The following is a 20,331-nucleotide window of genomic DNA, read 5'->3' on the forward strand; positions in this document are numbered from 1 at the left end:
AACGGACTTTTGACGCCCCGACGCCCTTTTCAAAAAAAGGCTGTCCTGCTGCGGATAGATGTCCAACGACGGTAGGTCAAGTCCGGCATAGGATGGCTACAGAGCATGCAGAGAGGGGATGAGAACCGATGGCTACGTATAAAGAGGCTTTGCAGGCAAAAGAGCGATTGGTGAGACGCTGGAACAGCATGCCGGGAGTAGTCGGCATTGGGATCGGTTATGCAAATGGAAAAAATCACAGGGGCGGTCTGTGTGTCGTGTTGTATACCGTGAACGCCAGCACAGCGGTGAGGAGAAGCTGTCCGCAAAGCGTCGCGCTCAAGAAGAAAAAACGGCTCGGGACGAAGGTTCCCGTCCGAGTAATTGTTTCCGGTCGATGCTCCTGCCAGCCTCGGGTCACTGTGGCGGCAAGCCCGAGAAACATCAGGGGGCGAATTCGTCCGGTAGTAGCTGGGTACAGTGTCGGCTTTCCCGGCGTATCGGGAACCGCAGGCTTGATTGTACGCGCTGCCCGTTCACGGGCACAGCGCTATTTGTTGAGCAACAACCACGTATTGAATCGCAATAACAGCAGCAGTCTGAGCCAGACGATTCAGCCTGGCGGCGCAGATGGCGGCGTGGCACCCAGGGATACGATCGGCCGGCTGTACCGGTTTGTCCGGCTGCGCAGAGATCGGGCGAATCTCATGGACGCGGCGATCAGCATCCCGCGTTCCAATGCGCTCCTCGCTTCTCGCTACGCAGGAGTAGGGCGCGTTCGCGGCTATGTACGTTCCTATGCGCTGGGCGCGAGATTGAAAAAGGTCGGCAGGACGACCGGGTTTGTCCGAGGCGAGGTCGTATCGGTCAACACAGATGTGATCGTCGACTACGGCAGCTACGGCGGTTTGGGCCGTATTCGTTTCCGCAATCAGACCGTGATTCGCGGCAGCCGCCCTGTTTCCTTGGCAGGCGATTCTGGCTCCGTCTGGCTCACAGGCAACAATTACGCCGCAGCGGTCAACTTTGCCGGGACAGCCGACGGTCGGATGTCGATCGCCTTTCCGATTCGCTGGGCAGTACAGGCATTTCGCATTCGTCCGATCGGAGCTGGTATTGCGCGTGGAAAAAAAGGAACCGTTTCGACCCGCTCGCTGAGCAAGGTGGAGCTTCGGCAAATTCGGGGGCGGATTGGCAAAGGGCGCGCCTAGCAAAACGGAATGGAAAAAAGCTGTTATTGAAGTCGGCGAACTTCAATAACAGCTTCTTTTCGTTGCAAAACCTGTTCGGTATAACCGGGCACGATGGCAGTTTCCTACTTTTGCTGTTGTTGCTGCTGCTGTTGGGCCTGGATGGCGGACTGAACCTGCGAGACGAGTGTTTGAGCCTGAGCAATCTCCTGGGAAGCCTGCTTCAGCGCCTCTTCTGCGAGCTGCTGATTGGCGGACGACTGTTCGATCGCCTGCGTAATCATGCTCTTTGCCAACGTAGCAGCTGCTTCCGCTTTTTTCAGTGAGTCGGTGTTGATTTGACCAGACATGGGCAACGATCCCTCCTTTTCGAAATGATCTACTCGCTTACTGTTTCCAACGGGGAACAAGTTATGCGCGCAGAGTGCCCAAACCTTACCTGTACGGCTTGCATACACTTTTACGAAGGAGGGATCGGCTATGGCCAAGGGTCGAATCCAGACCATTCTTGATGCGGAGCGTGCCTTCTGGACGATTGTATTTTCCGCTGACAAGAGAATTGGAGAGCGGGGCGTACTGCTGCCGCGACGATTCAACTCCGTAGCAAAAATTCGCCGGTTTTTGAAAAAGAGCATGACCGGCTGTCTTGCAAATCGGGTGATCGGGAATCTGTCGTTACGGAGGATCAGAGGGCGGCTGGCTATTCCGGTAGGAGATGGCATCGGTCACGCTCCACTGGTGAAAACGCAAGTCCTGGACCAATCCAAAAAGCGGGCGACCATTGCCGTCTGGTTTGCGTTTGACCGCAGCGACCGTTTTTTCCGCGTTTACAAGTTGCGAAAAATTGCCGGCAGAGGCTGGATTGTCGTCGGCCGCCATCCGCTGGACTATCCGTTCAATCCGAAGGGAAGGATCAGGAGGGTCGTTGCCGGTTGCTGTAACACATGTGGGAAAGCGGTGAATCGAATAGCGCGTTAAAAACGCAACGAAGTGAAGCTGGGGCAACCCGGCTTCTTTTTTTACGGGTTTGCGATCCATGGGAATCCGCTTTTTTTTTAATGAAATGCAGCCTATTGGTAAAAATATCGGAAACGAGGAAGAAATAGACAGGCCTCAGGCCGAAAAGACAGGCAAGGAGAGCCGCTATGCAAAAATGGTTTTCAAACCAGATTCAGGATTCCAGCGAACCTTCGCCGGGGGCTCCCACCCTTCTTTCATCAGCGCTGGATCGCAACGTAGAGGTTTTCAGACAAATCTTTGACGCATCCGATGATGTCCAGTTCCGGTCGTTCTTGGTAGGAGGGGAGGTCAAGGCGGAGCTTGTCTACATACCTGGCATGTCAGACAGGCGGGAGATCGACGATAGTGTCCTGAATCCGTTGATGCGATCCGGCGATGTGGACGTAAGAGATATGCAGTCAATAAAAAACAAGGTCTTGTCCATCGTGGCGGTCGAGGAAGTCGACACGATTGAAGAATCCGCCAAGCAGGTGATCAGAGGATTTCCGTTGCTGTTGATTGACGAATGTGACAGGGCCTTGCTGCTCAAAATCGCCAAATGGGATAAACGTCCGGTGGAAGAACCGAAGACCGAGGCCGCGCTACGAGGACCACGCGAAGGATTTACGGAATCCATCGAGACAAATCTGTCGCTTTTGCGCCGAAGAATCCAGACTGTCGATTTAAAGCTGAAGTCGATGCGTCTCGGGCGCCATACACAAACCGAGACCTATATCGCGTATATGGAAGGTCTGGCTGAACCGGCCATGATCAATGAGGTGTGCACCCGGATTGGACGTATCGAGTTGGACAGCGTGTTGGAAACGGGCTATATAGAGGAGCTTACGGAAGACAGTCCGTATTCGCCGTTTCCGCAGCAACAATTTACGGAGCGTGTCGATATTGCCGCTGCCAGCTTGCTGGAAGGCCGTATCGTCATTCTGGTCGACGGCACGCCGAACGTGCTGATTGTCCCGACGACGCTGGTGACACTGCTGCAAGCGGCTGACGATTATTACAACCGCGCCTTTTATTCCAGTACCCTTCGTTTTTTACGGTATTGCACCTTGTTTATTTCGCTGACTCTGCCGGGCGTATACGTGGCATTGTTGACGTTTCATCAGGAAATGGTGCCAGGGAAACTGTTGCTGAGCATCGTGTCCTCGAGAGAGGCCATCCCTTTTCCGACGATTGTGGAAGTCTTGATGATGCAATTGACGTTCGAGGTACTCCGTGAAGCGGGACTTCGCCTTCCCCGGCAAATCGGTTCGGCGATCACCATCGTCGGCGCGCTCGTCGTGGGAGAGGCAGCCGTTTCTGCGGGACTCGTATCGGCACCGATCGTTATCATTATTGCCTTTACCGGCATTGCCGGATTTACGACCCCGCATTATTCGGTCGAATTCTCGATTCGCCTCCTGCGGCTTTTGTTAATTGTGATGGGAGGGACACTTGGGATTCTCGGCGTCATGTTCGGGATTATCGGCATCGCCATCCATCTGTGCACGTTGCGCTCGTTCGGCGTTCCTTATTTGTCGCCCTTTGCGCCGTTTGTGGCAAGCGACATAAAGGATACGGCAATCCGGGTTCCATGGTGGAAAATGATCATGCGTCCGAGCTTTTCGAGCAGTCGGAACCGTAAACGTCTTGCTCGCTATCAACGGCCGGAGCCGGGAAAAGGAGGAGAACAGTAAAGGATATGGTGAAACGCACAGTTCCGGTCATATCTGGGGAGAAAAGAACGGGTTCTGGCAATCATGACTGGGTTTCATCTGAGGGGAGAGTCCTATGGAAGCGTTCGCACAGACTGCTCCTCTTGTTTGTGGCGGTATTGGCGTGTATGTCTGTAACCGGCTGCTGGGATCGCAAGGAAGTGAATGACTTGGCCATCGTTACGAGTGCCGGTCTCGACCGGACGGAGAACGGAGACATCGAACTGGCCGTAGAAATTATCGCGTCGGAACAGGAGAAACGTGGTAACCAAACGAGCGCAAACTTGCAACAAGGGGGTTCGAGTTCGACTATAGTACGGTTCGCGACAGGGGAAACGATGGGGGATGCAGTGACAAAACTGCAACTGATGCTGCCCCGCACGATTTATTGGGGGCAATTGAAAGTGCTGGTTGTAGGAGAGAGGTTGTCGCGCCACGGGTTCCGCGAACAACTGGATTATGTGGTACGTGACAATGAAGTGCGCTTGCGGATTTTGCCTTTCATTTGCAAGGGCAAAGTCCGCGACTTTTTCGCTTCCCCCTTTTCGCTGGAACAGTCCAAGGCGGACTTTCTGCAAGGGGAAGCAGTTCGCGTCTTCCACAAGCCATTGACTTTAAACGCAGTTATACAAAACCTTGGCAACGTAACGGAAACGGTGAAAGTTCCCTATGTGAATGTCCCTTCCAAAGAAAAGGAAAGCAACCCGTATATTCAGGGGTACGCCGCTTTTTCCAGCGATCGGATGACAGGGGTGTTGACCGGGGATATGTTCTCGGGACTGAAATGGATGATAAATCAAATCAACAGAGATATCGAGACTGTGAAGCTGAAGGGCACGACTCCTCCCCATGTATCGCTTGCAGTCATATCTGCACAGACCCGTTTGCTTCCCCGTTTGGAGGGAGGCAAATGGCATATGGACGTTCGCATAAAAACAGATTTGGGCGTTATCCAAAATACGACCCGCTTCAAAACATCCAATCCGAAAAACGTCAAAGAAATGGAGAAAGCTGTGGAAAACCATATCCGGCAGAAGGTTGAACGCACCATCAGGCACGTGCAGCGTATGGGCACCGACGTTTTCGGTTTCGGTGAAGCGATCAACCGTCATAGCCCCGAGGCATGGAACAAGTTGCAAGATCACTGGAAAGAGGAGTTTGCTGCGATGGAAGTCAAGGTTTTCATTGATGCAAACATCCGTCGCATCGGCATGAATATCGTCCCAGTCGGTTTGCCGCAAGAGGAGGAAGGAAAATGACTTGGTTGAGTGTGGCAGGGGTATCGCTATTCGTTGCGTTGATGGTTGGAAATGAATGGCGTCACTTGAGCAGCGAGAGAAAAAAGGAGCGGACGGCATTGATCGCTGTAGCTGTCCTCGGTTGGCTCCCGGCTGTGTTGCTTCTTTTTTTTCCGAAAATGCCCGGGCCCATCGAATTGGTTGATTGGTTGTGCAAGCCGCTGACAAGCATGCTGAAATAAGGGGGCATTCCAATGATCGAGAAAGGGAAGATTTCCGCAGCGCAATTCGGGTTTCTTTTGTATTCTTTGCTCGCGTACGACGGATTGCTCTTCATTCCCAAAATAACCGGGAAGGAAGCAGGTCGCGATTTATGGATCTCCCCCATCTGGGCCCATCTCGCCGGTTTGTTCTTTGTGCTGGCGATGCTGCGCCTCGGACGCATGTATCCGAGGGAAACGATCATTCAATACAGCCAGCGGGTGTTGGGGAGGTTTCTGGGCAAAGCGGCTGGCTTTCTAGTCGTGTTTTACGGTGTTTATCTGACCTCCACGATTTTGCGAATCTATGGAGATTTCATCTCCGCCGTATTTTTGGAAAGGACGCCCTACCTAGTCTCCACAGGCGGTATGATGTTTCTGGTGTCTTATGCGGTCAGGGGAGGGGCGGAGGTGCTGGGGCGGTTGGCGCAGCTTTTCCTGCCAGTCACGATTTTCATTTTTATGTTGCTTGTTGTGCTGTCGATTCCGGAGTGGGATACTACGAATATTTTTCCAATCATGGGGAAAGGGGCGACTCCTTCTATCCTTGGAGCTGTTGTCCCGTTTTCCTGGTTCGCAGGATACATCATGGTCGGGTTGTACTACCCGCTTCTGTCGAATCAGCAGGCGGCAAAGGTATACACGCTGTTGACCTGGTTTTTGCTCATGGCGACGCTTGTCGTGTCCGGTCTCGTCTCCGTTCTTCTCTTCGGGGATCATGCGAGGACGCTGAATTATCCATTTATCGAAGTCGTTCGTTATATCGGGGTCGGGGAATTTTTCCAGCATATTGATGCCTTGCTGCTGGCAGTATGGCTTCCCGGCACGTTTCTTCAACTGGCGACCTATCAATACGGCGCTGTGTTGGGAGCCGCACAATGGCTCGGACTCGAAGATTATCGGGTTTTGGCCTTTCCGATTGGTTTTCTCATACTGGTCATTGATGTCTGGGGCCCTGCCAGCGATGTGGATTTTGACCATTATTTGTCGACGAGCCACATCATATTCGATGGCTTTTTCATCGCCCTTGGCCTTGTCCTGTTCCTCGTGGCGTGGATTCGCGGGAAAATCCGGGAGAACGCATCCAGCGAGGGGCACGACATGGAAGCAAGCAGCGATGCGGGGCAACAGGATTGAGAGGAGCCGAAAATACTTGCCAGCGAGATGAAAGGTATGATTTGCAGCCCAAGGAATCATTTCTGTGCAATGCACCGGTAGAACAACGCTGAAAAACGAGCAAAGAAAAGGTTTCTCTTCATTTGGGAAAGCGCTCCAACTGGTAAAAAAATCCGGTATTGCGCGTCGAACGATTTGCCTGTATAGTATTGAAGTGAAATCGCTGCTATGCGACAATTGTCGACATGCCGGTATGGCGGAATTGGCAGACGCGCGCGACTCAAAATCGTGAGGGAAACCGTGGGGGTTCAAGTCCCTCTACCGGCACCATATTTTCATCACTATCGCTATAAGGTGGGGAACAGCGCAAGAATACCTGTTTCTCACTTTTTTATTTTGCCTGGGTGCCCAGAGCATGCCTTTCTCACAGGCAACTGGTACAATAGAAGAAAAGGGAGGGTGTTGCATGAGACTGAGTGGAAAGCAAGTAGTATGCTTCGTCGAGTCCGAATTCGAGGACCTGGAGTTGTGGTATCCGGTCCTGCGGCTGCGCGAGGAGGGGGCAGTGGTCCACCTCGTCGGCCCGAAAGCAAACACGGCCTACATCGGCAAGTACGGCGTGCCCTGCGAGACGGACAAGGATCTCGATCAGGTCCAGCCCGACTCGTACGATGGCGTGCTGATACCTGGCGGCTGGGCCCCTGACAAGCTGCGCCGCTATCCGCAAGTGCTTTCCTTTGTTCGGGCGATGCATGAGGCCAAAAAACCGATCGGTCACATCTGCCACGCTGGCTGGGTACTGGCATCGGCGAAAATCTTGCAAGGCGTGACCACAACTTCGACACCGGGAATCAAGGATGATATGGAGCATGCAGGAGCAATCTGGGTAGATCAGGAGGTCGTAGTCGACGGTCACATCGTCGGGTCGCGCCGTCCGCCAGACCTGCCTGCCTATGCAAAGGCATTTGCTGACCTGTTGGCAGAAAGCTGAATTGAGGAGAAGGGTGTTCGGCGAGGGGACAGAAGGCTTGCCGGACATCCTTCTTTTTTTTCGCTGCATACGGAGGAAAGTTCCACTGACAAACGCGATTCTGGGAATTGAACTACCCCGGCAGGTATGATACATTCGGCTTGGTAGAATTCGCGAGGAAAGAGAAGAGAGAGGGAACATGGGAGAGGATGGTAGAGATGCCCGAGACGCAAGTGCTGGAGCCGCAGACGGCTTTTGTCAAAATGGCACAGGCATGGGAACAGGCTGCAGCCTACATGAAGGCAAACGGGGATGAACGCACGCCAGGCAAGATGCTGCAACTGGCGGACAAGACGAAACGGATGGAGTTGAACATCGCGTTTTGCGGCCATTTTTCGGCAGGCAAGTCGACGATGATCAATACACTTTTGGGAGTAAAGCTGCTTCCTTCCAACCCGATCCCCACGAGCGCCAATGTGGTCAAGATTCGCGGCGGGGAGAAAGCGGCCCGGGTCTACACCAGGGAAGGCGGAGTCGTCACCTTTGACCCGGACACCGAGATGGAGCGGCTGAAGCAGTTCGCTGTGGACGGAGACACTGTAGAATGGGTAGAAGTCCAGTATCCCGGTACGTTTCTCGACGATCATTCCAGCCTGCTGGATACGCCGGGGATCGATTCGACGGACGCGGCCCACAAGATTGCCACGGAGTCAGCTTTGCACCTGGCAGATGTGGTTATCTACATGATGGACTACAACCACGTGCAGGCCGAGGAAAACTTCAATTTTACCAAGACACTCAAGGATCGCGGCAAGCCGGTCTATCTGGTCGTCAACATGATCGACAAGCACATCGACTTCGAGCTCGACTTCGACAGCTACAAGGAGAGCGTAGACGAAGCCTTTGATACGTGGAATATCAAGCCGGACGGAATCTTTTACACCTCCCTGGCAGAACCGGATCATCCGGAGAACCAGTACGAGGAGTTTCGCGCCAAGCTGCAGCAGCTCATTGCCGACAGGGAGAGCCTGGTGGCGGAAAGCGTCCGCGGCGCAGCACATCACCTGGTTGAGGAGCACGTTCAGGCACTGAAAGCAGGCAGTGAAGCCAATCGTCTGCAATGGGAAAGCGAGCTTGCAGCGATCCAGGCAGACGGCGTCGACAGCACGGATGGCGAAATGGTAGCGGCAGCGCTGCAACAGGCGCAAGCCGAGGCCGAATCGCTGCACAGCCGTGCAGCCGAGGCGCGCAAGCAGATGGAAAAGGAACTGGGCGCACTGCTGGACAATGCCCGGCTGACCTACTACAGCACGAACGAAGCCGCACAATCCTACCTGGAGAGCCGCAAGCCCGGCTTCAAAATGGGACTGTTGTTTGCGGGCAAAAAGACGGAAGAGGAAAAGGCGCGACGCGAAGAAGCGCTGCTCGCTGACCTGCGCGAAAAAGTGGCAGGAAACCTCGATTTCCACTTCAAGCAGTTGATGGGCAAGCTGCCGCAAGAGTACGGAATTCGCGACGACGCTTACAACGAAGCGGTGCACGCTACCCAAATCGAGCTGACAGGCTCGTTTTTGGCTGCACATATCAAGGAAGGGGCGCAATCCCGCGAGTACGTGATGAATTACTGCACGGATGTATCCAATGCGATCAAGCTCGAGTACAGACGGGCCGGGCTTTCCTTTATCGGAAAGATTGTCGCGCAATTGGAACAGCAAGCCAGCGAACAGGGCAAACAGCTTGAGGAGAGACTTGCCGCCCTGCGCAGCCTGGCAGCGCTGCACGAAAAGCTCGCAGCCTTGTCCAGAAGCGAAGAAAAAGCCAGAGAAGAGCTGCAGGCGATCCTGCAAGAAGGAGCGTAACAGACAACCATGAACCAGTTGAGAGAAAAACTGTCTGCGGCAGCCGAGCGTTTGCGGCTGGCCAGCAGGGAGATTGAAGCAGTACCCGGGATGCAGGGACAGGCGCAAGCCATGCTGGAGCGGGCGGGCCGTCTGGATGCCAACCGTTTTACCGTAGCGTTGTTCGGAGCGTTCAGCGCGGGGAAATCGTCGTTTGCCAACGCCTTGATGGGCGATCTGGTGCTGCCGGTATCGCCCAATCCGACTACTGCTGCGATTAACAAGATCATGCCGCCGACCGACGAACAGCCGCACGGCACCGTCCGCGTCGTGCTGAAAAGCAGGGAAGCCGTAGAACAGGATGTCCTGCGCTCGCTGGCCGTATTCGGGCTGAGCGCTCGCGATCTGGAAGGCGCACTCGATGAGCTGAACAAGATCGACGTTTCGCAAATCCCGCCGACGGCAAAGCCGCACTACACGTTTTTAAAAGCAGTCACCAAAGGGCTCGGCGAGATGGGCGAACATCTCGGCGGCGAGCTGCTGGTAGACATGAAAGCGTTCAAGGGGTTTGTCGCCAAGGAAGAAAAAGCCTGCTTTGCGGAGTACATCGAGCTGTTTTACGCTTGTCCGCTGACAGACCAGGGGATCGTGCTTGTCGATACGCCCGGAGCGGATTCGATCAACGCCCGTCACACCGGCGTTGCCTTTGAATACATGAAAAATGCGGACGCAGTCCTGTTCGTCACCTACTACAATCACGCTTTTTCCCAGGCGGACCGCGAGTTTTTGCTGCAAATGGGGCGGGTAAAAGACACCTTCGAGATGGACAAAATGTTTTTTATCGTCAATGCGGCTGACCTCGCTGCTTCTCCTGATGAGCTGCAAGACGTCATCACACACGTGGAAAAGAACCTGCTCACCTGCGGAATCCGTCTGCCGCGCATCTATCCCGTCTCCAGCCAGACCGCTTTGCTGGCCCGCATGCACGAGGCAGGAAAGCTGTCCGGCTCTTCGGAAAAGGTGTACCGCCAACGGACGAACCGGGCGGAAGGGGAAGAGCTGATGCCGGCTGACGAGGGCTTCGCCTTGTCCGGTATGGCTCATTTTGAGCAGGATTTCCTGCGCTTTACGATCGAGGAGCTGACGCAGATCGCCGTCAATGCCGCAGTCGGAGAAATCCGCCGCGCGTACGATACGCTGGAGGAGTTTATGCGCATGGCGCAGGCTGGCGAAAGCGAGCGCGTGGAGCGCAAGCAAGCCGCACTCGAAGCGCGTACGGCTGCACTGGCCGCTGTGGACGCACTCTCGGTGGCGGCGATGGAGCGGGATTTGGCCAAGGAGCGGGAGGAGTTGCTGTACTACGTCAAACAGCGCCTGTTCTTCCGCTTTAACGAGCTGTTTGGCTTCGCCTTCAACCCTGCGGTACTCAAAGAGGACGGACGCAACATGAAGCAAGCCCTGCAAGGCTGTCTGACCGATCTATTGCGCTCGATCAGCTACGATCTGGCTCAGGAGCTGCGCGCTACCACATTGCGGCTGGAGAAATTTGTGAACCGGCAGGGTGTGGCCCTGGTACAGCACTTGCAGCAGGACGTACAGGCACATGCCACGGGACTTTCGCTTGCACCGTACCAGCCGCACAAGGTAGAGACGCTCTCCTTTGGCGAGGAGCTGCCGGTGTCAGCAGCCGCCTTGCAGCCGGTCCTGTCGCTGTTCAAGAGCACGAAGGATTTCTTCGAGCAGGACGGCCGGGCGAAAATGCGCGACGAGCTGGAAAAGCGCCTGCAGGAGCCGGTAGAAGCCTACATCGCGAGCGGAAGCGAGCTGTTGCACGAGCAATTCTCCTCGCTGTTTGCACGTGTAGCAGAAGAAGAGCGCAGTCGGGCCAAGCAGCAGATCGAATCGTACTTCACGGGACTGACTGCTGCGCTGGAGATGAAGGTAGACTTGCAAGAGCTGGAAGCCAAACGCAATCGTGTGGCTGCCCAACTGGAGCAGTAAGCAAAAAAGGGAAGCCTGGAGTCTGTGATGAAGACTCGGGCTTCCCTTTTTTCTACTGCTGCTCTTCGACCTGAATTTGTCCGCTGGTGTCCAGATTGACCCGGAACTCCTTGACGACAGCAGGTTCTGCCGACGGATCGTTCAGGTTGACTTTCTCGATCTGAAAGGTTCCGTCTGCGGTCAATTGACCTGTGTATTCCACTCCGAACAATTCCGAACGGTACAGGCTGAAGTTGGCCAGCTCCGTATTTTGCAACTCTTCCTGCAGCAGTGTTCCATTGCCGCTAAACATCGCATTGCGCAGATTTTCCGAGGAATCGTACTTCTCCTGCAGATATGTTTTCAACTGCTGGGCCAATTCTGATTCGGCGAGCTGTTTGCCTGCGTCGACGAGCTGCTGCCCGGCTTCCAGGGCCTGTTTTCCTGTTTCGACGGCTTGCTTGCCCGTCTCGATCGCTTGCTGGGCATTTTGTACGCCTTCGCTTATTTCTGCGCAGGCGGTAAGCATGAGGCTGAGCAGAACGACAACCAGTTTGCGCAAGATGAATTCCCCCTGCTTGTTTGTTTTTCAATCCCACATACATTATTTATTATATCGTATCTCCCCTTGCATGACATCCGCATACATTGAAGTAAGCGGATTGCTGTTTGAAATGACAGGGAGGAAAAGGAAAGATGCAGGGAAAAGTGAAATGGTTCAGCAAGGAAAAAGGGTACGGTTTTATCGAGCGGGATGGAGGGCCGGATGTATTCGTCCATTATTCCGCGATTACCGGGACCGGCTACCGCAATTTGCAGGAAGGCGAGCTGGTAACCTTTGAGATTGTTGCCGGACAGCGCGGACTGCAGGCGGCAAATGTTTCACGCATCGAGTAGCAAGGCGGAGGTCATACAGCAAGACGCCACTTTTCCAATCGGAGAAGTGGCGTTTTTTGGCGACAGATTGCAGAGAGGTACTAGAGGCGGTAGAGATAGATCACAAGGGCGATCAGCAGAATCAAGGTGATCGTTATATAGATCGCCAGCAAGTTGCGCGAGCGTTGTGTAAAGGTGCGCTGCTTTTCCTCTTTACCCCGCAAACCGATGATAACGGTTCCAAGTAGTGCTACGAAAATAAGGACGATAACGGCAATAATAAAAGGAAAGATGGACACGGAATATTCAATCCTTTCGGCACGCAGACAGGTCTGCGTTTTCAATCACAGCTTTTTCGTTTAATATAAACCATAGATGGAAGGAGTGCTAGGGGAATGAAACAATATTTGGATTTATGCCAGCGAATTGTGAATGAGGGTGTCACAAAACAAGACAGAACCGGCACCGGGACAATCAGCGTTTTCGGCCATCAGATGCGTTTTGACCTGAGCGAAGGCTTTCCGCTGGTGACGACCAAAAAGCTGCACACCAAGTCGATTATCCATGAGTTGATCTGGTTTTTGTCCGGCGATACCAACATTCGCTACCTGCAAGAAAACGGCGTGCGAATCTGGAACGAGTGGGCCGACGAAAACGGTGATCTGGGACCTGTGTACGGCAAACAGTGGCGCTCCTTCGCCGGACCGGACGGCAAAACAGTCGATCAGATCCAATGGGTTATCGATGAAATAAAACGAAATCCGAATTCCCGCCGACTGGTGGTCAGCGCCTGGAATCCGGCTGAACTGGACAAGATGGCGCTGCCGCCCTGCCACCTGCTGTTCCAGTTTTACGTGGCAGAGGGCAAGCTTTCCTGTCAGCTTTACCAGCGCAGCGCCGATACGTTTTTGGGCGTTCCCTTCAACATCGCCAGCTACGCCCTGCTGACCCAGATGATGGCGCATGTGACCGGACTGGCTCCCGGCGATTTTGTGCATACGATCGGCGATGCCCACCTGTATCTGAACCACCTGGAGCAAGTGAAGCTGCAGCTTACGCGCGAACCGAAGCCGTTGCCTACGCTGCGGCTGAATCCGGATGTAACCAGTATTTTTGATTTCACATACGACGATATCGAGATTGTCGGCTACGAGGCACACCCGCATATCAAAGGGGAGGTCTCGGTATGATCAGCCTGCTTGTCGCCTACGCGAAGAACCAGGTGATGGGCAAAGACGGGACCATGCCCTGGCACCTGCCGGCAGACCTCAAGCACGTCAAGGAAATTACGACGGGAAAGACGATCGTGATGGGACGCAAAACGCTCGAATCGATCGGCAAACCGCTGCCTAACCGGCGAAATGTAGTGCTGACGCGCAATCGCGACTTTCACATGCCGGGAGTAGAGGTCGTCCATAGCAAGGACGAGGTGCTGGCGCTGGGCGACGTCATCATTTTTGGCGGCGCGGAAATTTACCGGCAGTTTCTGGACGAGGTAGAGCGCATGTACATTACGGAGATCGACCTGGAGACGGAAGGGGACACCTTCTTTCCGGAGTGGGACCGCAGTGCCTTTACTCTCGTGGACAAGCGGCAAGGAATCGTCGACGAAAAAAATCGCTATCCGCATACCTTTTACGTATACGATCGGAAGTTGTGACCAAAGCCTCATCCGCAGACATACTGCCTGTCTCGATCACATAAAAGAAAAGTAAATGGCAGTGTTGCCCATGGAGGGGATCGGGATGAAGGTAGACTTCCATGTACGGCTTCAAGAAGGATCACATTCACTGGAATGGCTGCAGCGCACCGCGCAATCGCTGCAGCCGCTTGTGTCCAGTCAGCCGTCTGGCAGTCCAGGCTGGGCGCAGGCGCTGGCCCGCAAGCTGGCGGAACGAATCGGGGGTGGCGCGTACAACCGGGAGTGGCTGGAGCTTTATCGGCATCGGGCAAAGGGGTCGGGAGTCCAAGTGGTCGGAGTCGTGGAGCATCTGTACCGCTTCGTGGAGTTTCGCGATTTGTACGCCGCACATGTGCAGCTTGGCGGCGATCGGGTGGGACTTTTGCAGCGCCGCTGGCTGGATCAGGTGAGCTGCGAATCCTTGTCCGCGTACGTGCTCTTCATGGAGGAGGAGCAGAGGCGCTGGGCAGAAGACGGGATCGCGCTGAAGATCGGCATTGCCCTCGACTTCTTTGCAGGGGCCGAGGACGAGCTGTCCCGCGTCATTCGTGCATATCCCTGGGATTTTTGTCTGGGAAAAGTGCGCTTTGTCGACGGACGGGGACTTCATCTGCCAGACGTGCGGGAGAGATTCGCGCAGCGAGGGCGCAGCGGCTCGTACAGCGATTACTTCGATCTGGTGGAACAGGCGGTGGAAAGCGGACTGTTTGACCTGCTGGCTGATGTGGACGGGCTTCGCTATTTCGGCGGCATGGCGGATCAGACCTCGTTTCTTCGCTACTACCAGCGGCTGGCTCGAGCGCTGAAGCGGCATGATGTAGCTGTAGAAATTCAGCCGTTTGGTGCAGTCGTCCCGTTTCGCAAGCCGAGCAACGGATATGTACTGTTGGAAATTCTCGCCCAGCACAAAGTGGCGGTCACTGTCGCTTCTGGGGCGTGCTATCCCGAGCAGCTCGGTCAGCACTGGGAAGAGGCGAGCGAAGTGCTGAAGAGGGCAGGGATTGATAGCATTGCCGTGTATGACAGGAGAGTGAGGCAGACGCTCCCGCTTGGTCAACGCATCGTATGAAGGAGAACAATCCGGTCCATCGCAAATCGTTACAATAGTGGGAAAAGTGGGAGGAGTAAGGATGAAACTTGTAGATCAATTGCCAGAGCTGTTGCGCCAAATGGAACCGCAAATCGTCAGTTGGCGGCGGCATTTGCACCAGTATCCGGAACTGTCGTTTCAGGAAGAGAAGACCCCGGCCATGATTGCGGACATTTTGCGCGAACTGGCATTTGATGAAGTGCGCACAGGTGTGGGCGGTCGCGGTGTCGTAGGCGTGCTGCGCGGCAGCAGACCGGGAGCGGTCGTGGCGTTGCGTGCAGATTTTGACGCGCTGCCGATCCAGGACCAGAAAGAGGTCGAGTACAAATCCAAAGTGCCGGGCGTGATGCATGCTTGCGGGCACGATGCGCACACATCGCAGTTGCTCGGTCTGGCCAGCGTCCTGGCCAAGCATCGCGAGCAGTTCGCCGGCGAAATTCGCTTTTTGTTCCAGCATGCCGAGGAGGAGAATCCGGGCGGTGCCATCCAGATGGTGGAGGATGGCGCCATTGAGGGCGTGGACGCGGTATTCGGCGTGCATCTGTGGTCGATGTTTCCGGTCGGCAACGTGTATATCAGCGCAGGACCGATCATGGCCAACGTCGACGACTTTGTCATTACGATCAAAGGACGCGGCGGTCACGGAGCGCTGCCTGAACAGACGGTGGATTCGATCGTCGTCGGCTCACAAATCGTCAGCTCCCTGCAAACGATTGCCAGCCGCAACGTAAGCCCGCTGGATCACGTCGTCGTCACGGTGGGAACCTTCCATGCCGGAGACAACAACAACGTGATCGCCGACTCGTGCCGCCTGAGCGGTACCGTACGCACCTTTTTGCCGGAAACGCGCGACCTCGCCGAGCAGCGGCTGATTGAGGTAGCGAAGGGAACCGCCGCTCTCATGGGGGCTGTCGCAGAGGTCGAGTACGACCGCGGCTATCCGGCTGTCATCAACTGTGATAAGGAAAGCGAGATCGCTCGCCAGGCTGCCCTGGAGGCTTTCGGCGAGGAGCGGGTGCTGCCGATGAAGCCGGTGATGGGCGGAGAGGACTTTTCCTACTACCTGGGCAAAGTGCCGGGCGCGTACCTGTTCATCGGTGCAGGCAACCCGGATCACAACGCTACGTATCCGCATCATCATCCGCGCTTTGACATTGACGAGTCCGCCATGCTGGTCGCCTCGGAAGTGCTCGGTCGGACGGCACTTCGCTACCTGGAGCAGCACCAGTCTTGAGATGAGCAATATGCGCTTTCGCCTACCACGGCGGAGGCGCTTTTTTATGCTGACGACCATAAACTGACAAGGAGAGGAAACGCCATAGCAGCAAAGAGAGGTGTTGCCGACGGTGCCCAGACGAATTGGAGTCCTGACGTATCGAGGGGAGTACGGGTTTTTGGAGCCCGACTTTTTTCGCCGACTGATTGCAGAAGGGAAACGGATGGGAGCTCACGTGTTTCTCTTTGGCCCGCAGGATGTAATGCCCGCGGAACGAAAAATCAGGGGGTTCACGCCTTGTGCAAACGGTTGGAAGAGCGAACAATACGGTTGGCCGGACATTGTCATCGACCACTATCGTTACTATCCGGTGCCCAAACACAAGCATTACCTGCCTTTTCGCAAAAAGGAATGGCTTCGGTACGCCAACAACCGGTTTACCAACAAGTTTCGCGTCCATCAAATTCTCGAGCAGGATGCTGTCATCCACAAATGGCTGCCGCATACGGCTGACTATTCCCGGGAGGCGCTATCGGACATGCTGGATAAGCACCGCGTCGTCTATCTGAAGCCGACTACGGGCACAGGCGGACGCAGCATTCTGCGCATGGAACGGGCAAATCGCGGGTTTTTGCTGCACGGACGAACCAAAGAGCTTCGGAAAAGCACACTGAAACTGGGCACGATCGAAGCCTTGAGCAAATTGGTCGAAAGCTGGATGGCGAGGGAGAAGCGAGGCCGGGAACAATTTTTTTTGCAGCAAGGGCTGAATCTTTCCCTGGTGCCTGGGCGTACAGTCGACGCACGGATTCTGGTCCAAAAGGACGGGACAGGAGAGTGGAGCATTACCGGGATGGGCATGCGCATAGGTTCGCTGCAATCTTCCACTTCCAACCTGCACAGTGGGGGCAGGGCCGTGCCTTGCGGGAAGTTTCTCACGCGCGTATTTGGAGAGTCCCGTGCCAGCGCGATCATGGAAGAGTGCAAGGAATTGGCCTTGCTTGCAGTGACGCGTGTGGAAGAGCATTTTGGACAGATGATCGAATTTGGCATCGATGTCGGCATTGATGTGAGCGGCCGCGTCTGGTTGATCGAGATGAATCCCAAGCCGGGACGGGAGATTTTCCGCCAGCTCGGGCAGATGGACCGCTATCTGCTGGCCGTGCGCAGGCCGCTGGAATACGCGCTCTATTTGCTGGACGCAGACGATCGGAAATAGAAGCAAGGTTCAGTCCCACGGGTCGAGCAGCAGCCTGGGGGACTATTTCATTTCAGGCGGAAAGAAGGCATAATGAATAAAGGAGACAATGGAAGAAGAGGTGAAGAGTGTGCAACGAGAAGCATTCGCCTTGTCGCTGGGAGAGGGCTTGACCTTGCGCGGCAATTGGCACGCCGACCCGTCAGCAGGGGCAGGTCAGCCGATTTTGCTGTTTTGCCACGGCTTCAAGGGATTCAAGGACTGGGGCAGCTTTCCCTATGTGGCAGACGAGCTGGCAAAACGGGGGATCGTCACCCTGCGCTTCAACTTTAGCTGCAATGGAGTGGGGGAGAGTGAAAGCGAATTTGACGAGTTGGAAAAGTTCGGGATCAATACATACGCCCGCGAAATCGCCGATCTGAACGCCCTGTGGGAAGCGATCCGATCCGGGAAGCTGGTGCTGCCCGCGTGCGCGGACACAAACAAGCTGTTCGTACTCGGACACAGCAAAGGCGGGGCCGACGCCATCCTGTTTGGCGCAGGCCATCCGGAAGTGGCGGGGATCATTACCTGGAATGGAGTAGCGGATGTCAATCTGTTCGACGAGGCTTTGCGCAGCCAGATCGCACAAAATGGCATAGGCTACATCTCCAATGCGCGGACCGGACAGGACATGCCGGTCACCCGTGTCGTCATCGAGGATGTCGATCAAAACCGGGAAGCGTACGACCTGCTGCGCAAGGTAGCGGAGATGAACCAGCGGCTGTGCATCATCCAGGGCCGCAAGGATTTCGCCCGCCTGGTCAAAGGGGCGGAGAGACTCAAGCAGGCGGATGAGGATGCCGTATTGCACTGGATCGAGGAAGGAGATCATACCTTCAACGCCCGTCATCCGTTTGCCGGCACGACACCGCAACTGGAAGAGGCGATCCGGCTGACGGCTGATTTCGTGCTTCGCCGCTAGCCAGGAAAAAGAAAAATACCTTGATTTTTCTGCATTCTCTTTCTATTTTTGCTGTGCTATACTGGGCTTATGTCAAGAGATATAATGATTAGAATATTCTGATAATTATACAGCAGAATAAAGACATGTATGGGGTGGAGACATGGAAAGCAAGGTGTATTTGTACGATACCACACTGCGTGACGGGACACAGGGAGAAGGAATCAGCCTGTCCGTAGAAGACAAGATCAAAATTGCGCAACGGCTCGATCAGTTTGGCATCGATTTTATCGAAGGCGGATGGCCGGGCAGCAACCCAAAGGATATGGCATTTTTTGAGCAAATACGAAATGTGCCGCTGCAGCATGCGAAAATCACCGCGTTCGGCAGCACTTGCCGCCCGAATGTGGCAGCAGCCGAAGATGCCAACCTGCAAGCGTTGATTGCCAGCGGTGCCAAGGCTGCCGCTATTTTTGGGAAGTCGTGGGATTTGCATGTCACCGACGCATTAAAGACGACATTGGATGAAAATGTGCGCATGGTCGCCGACTCTGTTTCTTTCCTGAAAGGACAGGGACTGACCACGCTGTTTTTGGCTGAGCATTTCTTCGACGGCTACAAGGCAAACGAAGATTACGCCTTCCGCGTGCTGGAAGCAGCACAACAGGCAGGGGCAGACTGGATCGTCCTGTGTGATACGAACGGCGGAAGCCTGCCGACAGAAATCTACGACATCGTCAAGGCCGTACGGGGCAAACTGGACGCACCTTTGGGCATCCATCCGCATAACGACTGCGGCGTGGCGGTAGCCAACGCGCTGGCGGCGGTCCAGGCGGGAGCGACACAGGTGCAGGGAACGATCAATGGCATCGGCGAGCGCTGCGGCAACGTCAACCTCGTCTCGGTCATTCCGAATCTCCAGCTCAAGCTGGGGTACAACTGCGTCAGCAGCGAACAGCTCAAAGGTTTGACACAGTTGGCCCGCTACGTCGCGGAAATCGCCAACATGATCCTGCCGAACAACCAGCCGTTCGTCGGGTACAGCGCGTTTGCCCACAAGGGGGGCATTCACGTCAGCGCCGTGCTGCGCGACCCGAAAACATACGAGCACATGGAGCCGCAGGACATCGGAAACAAGCGGCGCGTTCTCGTCTCCGAGCTGGCCGGACAGAGCAATCTTCAGGCCAAGATGGAAGAGCTCGATATCGACCTTTCGCTGGACCGCGAAGAGGCGCGCGAAGTGATGAAGCTGATCAAGGAACGCGAATTCCAGGGCTACCAGTACGAGGGAGCGGAGGCGTCACTGACCCTATTGCTGCTGGAAGCGTCAGGGAAACTGAAAAACCTGTTCGATCTCAACTCTTTCAAAATTCTCATGGAGAAATCGGCAGAGCGGGCGATCTCCTCGGAAGCGACCGTCAAAATCACCGTCAATCAGGATACGGTCCATACCGCAGCAGACGGCAACGGTCCGGTCAACGCCCTGGACAACGCGATGCGAAAAGCGCTGGAGCGATACTACCCCTGTATTTCCCGGATGAGCCTGACTGACTACAAAGTGCGTGTCCTCGACGAGAACGGCGCGACCGCAGCCAAGGTTCGCGTGTTGATCGAGTCTGCCTGTGACGGGGAAAAATGGAGCACGGTGGGTGTCTCTACCAACGTCATCGAAGCGAGCTGGGAGGCGCTTGCCGACAGTATCCGTTACCTGCTGTGGAAGGAAGGCTGCGAAGCGCCGCAGCCGGTGGCGACAGTAGAAGAGCGCGTAGGAATCGTCAATCACTAGACAGGAAATGCAAGCAATGACCCGGTACGATGCAGTATCGGGTTTTTTATTCTCAATTTGGTTTATGGCTAAAATAGTTTATGAGAAATGCTCTTTTTTCACTCTATACATATTTGTAAGAATTTTCATATAAGAGTTTATCATAACTGAAATCAAATAATTAAATTGGCATAAATTCATATGATCCGTTACATTATTATAAACAAAATAATCAGATTTTTAATGAAAATTTAATTTTTTTGAAAAGTAATTTTTGATC

Annotated in this window: 20 protein-coding genes and 1 tRNA gene; 18 read left to right on the forward strand and 3 right to left on the reverse strand. The window is 54.7% G+C overall.

Annotated features, from left to right (window positions below; translation table 11 throughout):
- Positions 1-128: 128 nt before the first annotated feature.
- Positions 129-1,190 (forward strand): hypothetical protein, encoded by a 1,062-nt coding sequence (locus ACAF76_RS04680; protein WP_400162742.1) that lies wholly within the window; start codon positions 129-131, stop codon positions 1,188-1,190.
- A 104-nt stretch (positions 1,191-1,294) separates the two neighbouring features.
- On the opposite strand, the gene ACAF76_RS04685 is transcribed toward ACAF76_RS04680, so the two are convergent.
- Positions 1,295-1,519 carry a hypothetical protein gene (locus ACAF76_RS04685; protein WP_400162743.1) on the reverse strand — a complete coding sequence of 75 codons (225 nt, stop codon included), beginning with the start codon at positions 1,517-1,519 and terminating at the stop codon, positions 1,295-1,297.
- A 130-nt stretch (positions 1,520-1,649) separates the two neighbouring features.
- On the opposite strand from ACAF76_RS04685, the gene ACAF76_RS04690 reads away from it, so the two are divergent.
- The 9 genes from ACAF76_RS04690 to ACAF76_RS04730 all read left to right on the forward strand — a co-directional run bounded on the left by ACAF76_RS04690 (position 1,650) and on the right by ACAF76_RS04730 (position 11,303).
- Positions 1,650-2,147 (forward strand): hypothetical protein, encoded by a 498-nt coding sequence (locus ACAF76_RS04690; protein ID WP_400162744.1) that lies wholly within the window; start codon positions 1,650-1,652, stop codon positions 2,145-2,147.
- 167 nt (positions 2,148-2,314) lie between these two features.
- The gene (locus ACAF76_RS04695) at positions 2,315-3,862 is read left to right on the forward strand and encodes a spore germination protein (protein ID WP_400162745.1); all 1,548 of its coding nucleotides are present in this window, start codon (positions 2,315-2,317) and stop codon (positions 3,860-3,862) included.
- Positions 3,863-3,867: 5 nt separating this feature from the next.
- Positions 3,868-5,139 carry a Ger(x)C family spore germination protein gene (locus tag ACAF76_RS04700; protein ID WP_400162746.1) on the forward strand — a complete coding sequence of 424 codons (1,272 nt, stop codon included), beginning with the start codon at positions 3,868-3,870 and terminating at the stop codon, positions 5,137-5,139.
- Positions 5,136-5,360 (forward strand): hypothetical protein, encoded by a 225-nt coding sequence (locus ACAF76_RS04705; RefSeq protein WP_400162747.1) that lies wholly within the window; start codon positions 5,136-5,138, stop codon positions 5,358-5,360. The genes ACAF76_RS04700 and ACAF76_RS04705 overlap by 4 nt, the downstream gene beginning before the upstream one ends.
- Positions 5,361-5,372: 12 nt before the next feature.
- The gene (locus tag ACAF76_RS04710) at positions 5,373-6,515 is read left to right on the forward strand and encodes an endospore germination permease (protein WP_400162748.1); all 1,143 of its coding nucleotides are present in this window, start codon (positions 5,373-5,375) and stop codon (positions 6,513-6,515) included.
- 226 nt (positions 6,516-6,741) lie between these two features.
- A tRNA-Leu gene (locus tag ACAF76_RS04715) sits at positions 6,742-6,824 on the forward strand.
- A gap of 136 nt (positions 6,825-6,960) precedes the next feature.
- Complete coding sequence (locus tag ACAF76_RS04720; protein WP_400162749.1) at positions 6,961-7,485, forward strand: type 1 glutamine amidotransferase domain-containing protein; 525 nt, start codon at positions 6,961-6,963, stop codon at positions 7,483-7,485.
- 197 nt (positions 7,486-7,682) lie between these two features.
- Positions 7,683-9,323, forward strand: coding sequence for a dynamin family protein (locus tag ACAF76_RS04725; protein ID WP_400162750.1), 1,641 nt, complete (start codon positions 7,683-7,685; stop codon positions 9,321-9,323).
- A gap of 9 nt (positions 9,324-9,332) precedes the next feature.
- Positions 9,333-11,303 (forward strand): dynamin family protein, encoded by a 1,971-nt coding sequence (locus ACAF76_RS04730; protein WP_400162751.1) that lies wholly within the window; start codon positions 9,333-9,335, stop codon positions 11,301-11,303.
- 52 nt (positions 11,304-11,355) lie between these two features.
- Here ACAF76_RS04730 and ACAF76_RS04735 read toward each other — a convergent pair whose 3' ends face one another.
- Positions 11,356-11,844 carry a hypothetical protein gene (locus ACAF76_RS04735; protein WP_400162752.1) on the reverse strand — a complete coding sequence of 163 codons (489 nt, stop codon included), beginning with the start codon at positions 11,842-11,844 and terminating at the stop codon, positions 11,356-11,358.
- A gap of 134 nt (positions 11,845-11,978) precedes the next feature.
- Here ACAF76_RS04735 and ACAF76_RS04740 point away from each other — a divergent pair, with 134 nt between their 5' ends.
- Complete coding sequence (locus ACAF76_RS04740; RefSeq protein ID WP_400162753.1) at positions 11,979-12,179, forward strand: cold shock domain-containing protein; 201 nt, start codon at positions 11,979-11,981, stop codon at positions 12,177-12,179.
- Positions 12,180-12,259: 80 nt separating this feature from the next.
- Here the strand turns inward: ACAF76_RS04740 and ACAF76_RS04745 are convergent, their stop codons facing one another.
- Positions 12,260-12,457 carry a hypothetical protein gene (locus ACAF76_RS04745; protein WP_400162754.1) on the reverse strand — a complete coding sequence of 66 codons (198 nt, stop codon included), beginning with the start codon at positions 12,455-12,457 and terminating at the stop codon, positions 12,260-12,262.
- A gap of 96 nt (positions 12,458-12,553) precedes the next feature.
- Between ACAF76_RS04745 and ACAF76_RS04750 the strand changes: the two genes are divergently transcribed.
- From ACAF76_RS04750 to cimA, 7 genes are all read left to right on the forward strand, one after another.
- Positions 12,554-13,348 (forward strand): thymidylate synthase, encoded by a 795-nt coding sequence (locus ACAF76_RS04750; protein ID WP_400162755.1) that lies wholly within the window; start codon positions 12,554-12,556, stop codon positions 13,346-13,348.
- On the forward strand, positions 13,345-13,818 hold the full coding sequence (locus tag ACAF76_RS04755; protein WP_400162756.1) for a dihydrofolate reductase: 474 nt from the start codon (positions 13,345-13,347) through the stop codon (positions 13,816-13,818). Before ACAF76_RS04750 ends, ACAF76_RS04755 begins: the two co-directional genes overlap by 4 nt.
- A gap of 85 nt (positions 13,819-13,903) precedes the next feature.
- The gene (locus ACAF76_RS04760) at positions 13,904-14,908 is read left to right on the forward strand and encodes a histidinol phosphate phosphatase domain-containing protein (RefSeq protein WP_400162757.1); all 1,005 of its coding nucleotides are present in this window, start codon (positions 13,904-13,906) and stop codon (positions 14,906-14,908) included.
- Positions 14,909-14,969: 61 nt separating this feature from the next.
- The gene (locus ACAF76_RS04765; RefSeq protein WP_400162758.1) at positions 14,970-16,163 is read left to right on the forward strand and encodes a M20 family metallopeptidase; all 1,194 of its coding nucleotides are present in this window, start codon (positions 14,970-14,972) and stop codon (positions 16,161-16,163) included.
- 112 nt (positions 16,164-16,275) lie between these two features.
- A complete protein-coding gene (locus ACAF76_RS04770) occupies positions 16,276-17,364 on the forward strand; it encodes a YheC/YheD family protein (RefSeq protein ID WP_400162759.1) in 1,089 nt (362 codons plus the stop codon).
- A gap of 109 nt (positions 17,365-17,473) precedes the next feature.
- Positions 17,474-18,307, forward strand: coding sequence for an alpha/beta hydrolase (locus ACAF76_RS04775; protein ID WP_400162760.1), 834 nt, complete (start codon positions 17,474-17,476; stop codon positions 18,305-18,307).
- Positions 18,308-18,449: 142 nt separating this feature from the next.
- Entirely contained in the window at positions 18,450-20,072 is a 1,623-nt protein-coding gene (cimA, locus tag ACAF76_RS04780) for a citramalate synthase (RefSeq protein WP_400162761.1), read from the forward strand.
- Positions 20,073-20,331 lie beyond the last annotated feature (259 nt).

Origin of the sequence: Brevibacillus sp. TJ4 (assembly GCF_044627595.2) — a bacterium.
GTDB lineage: Bacteria > Bacillota > Bacilli > Brevibacillales > Brevibacillaceae > Brevibacillus.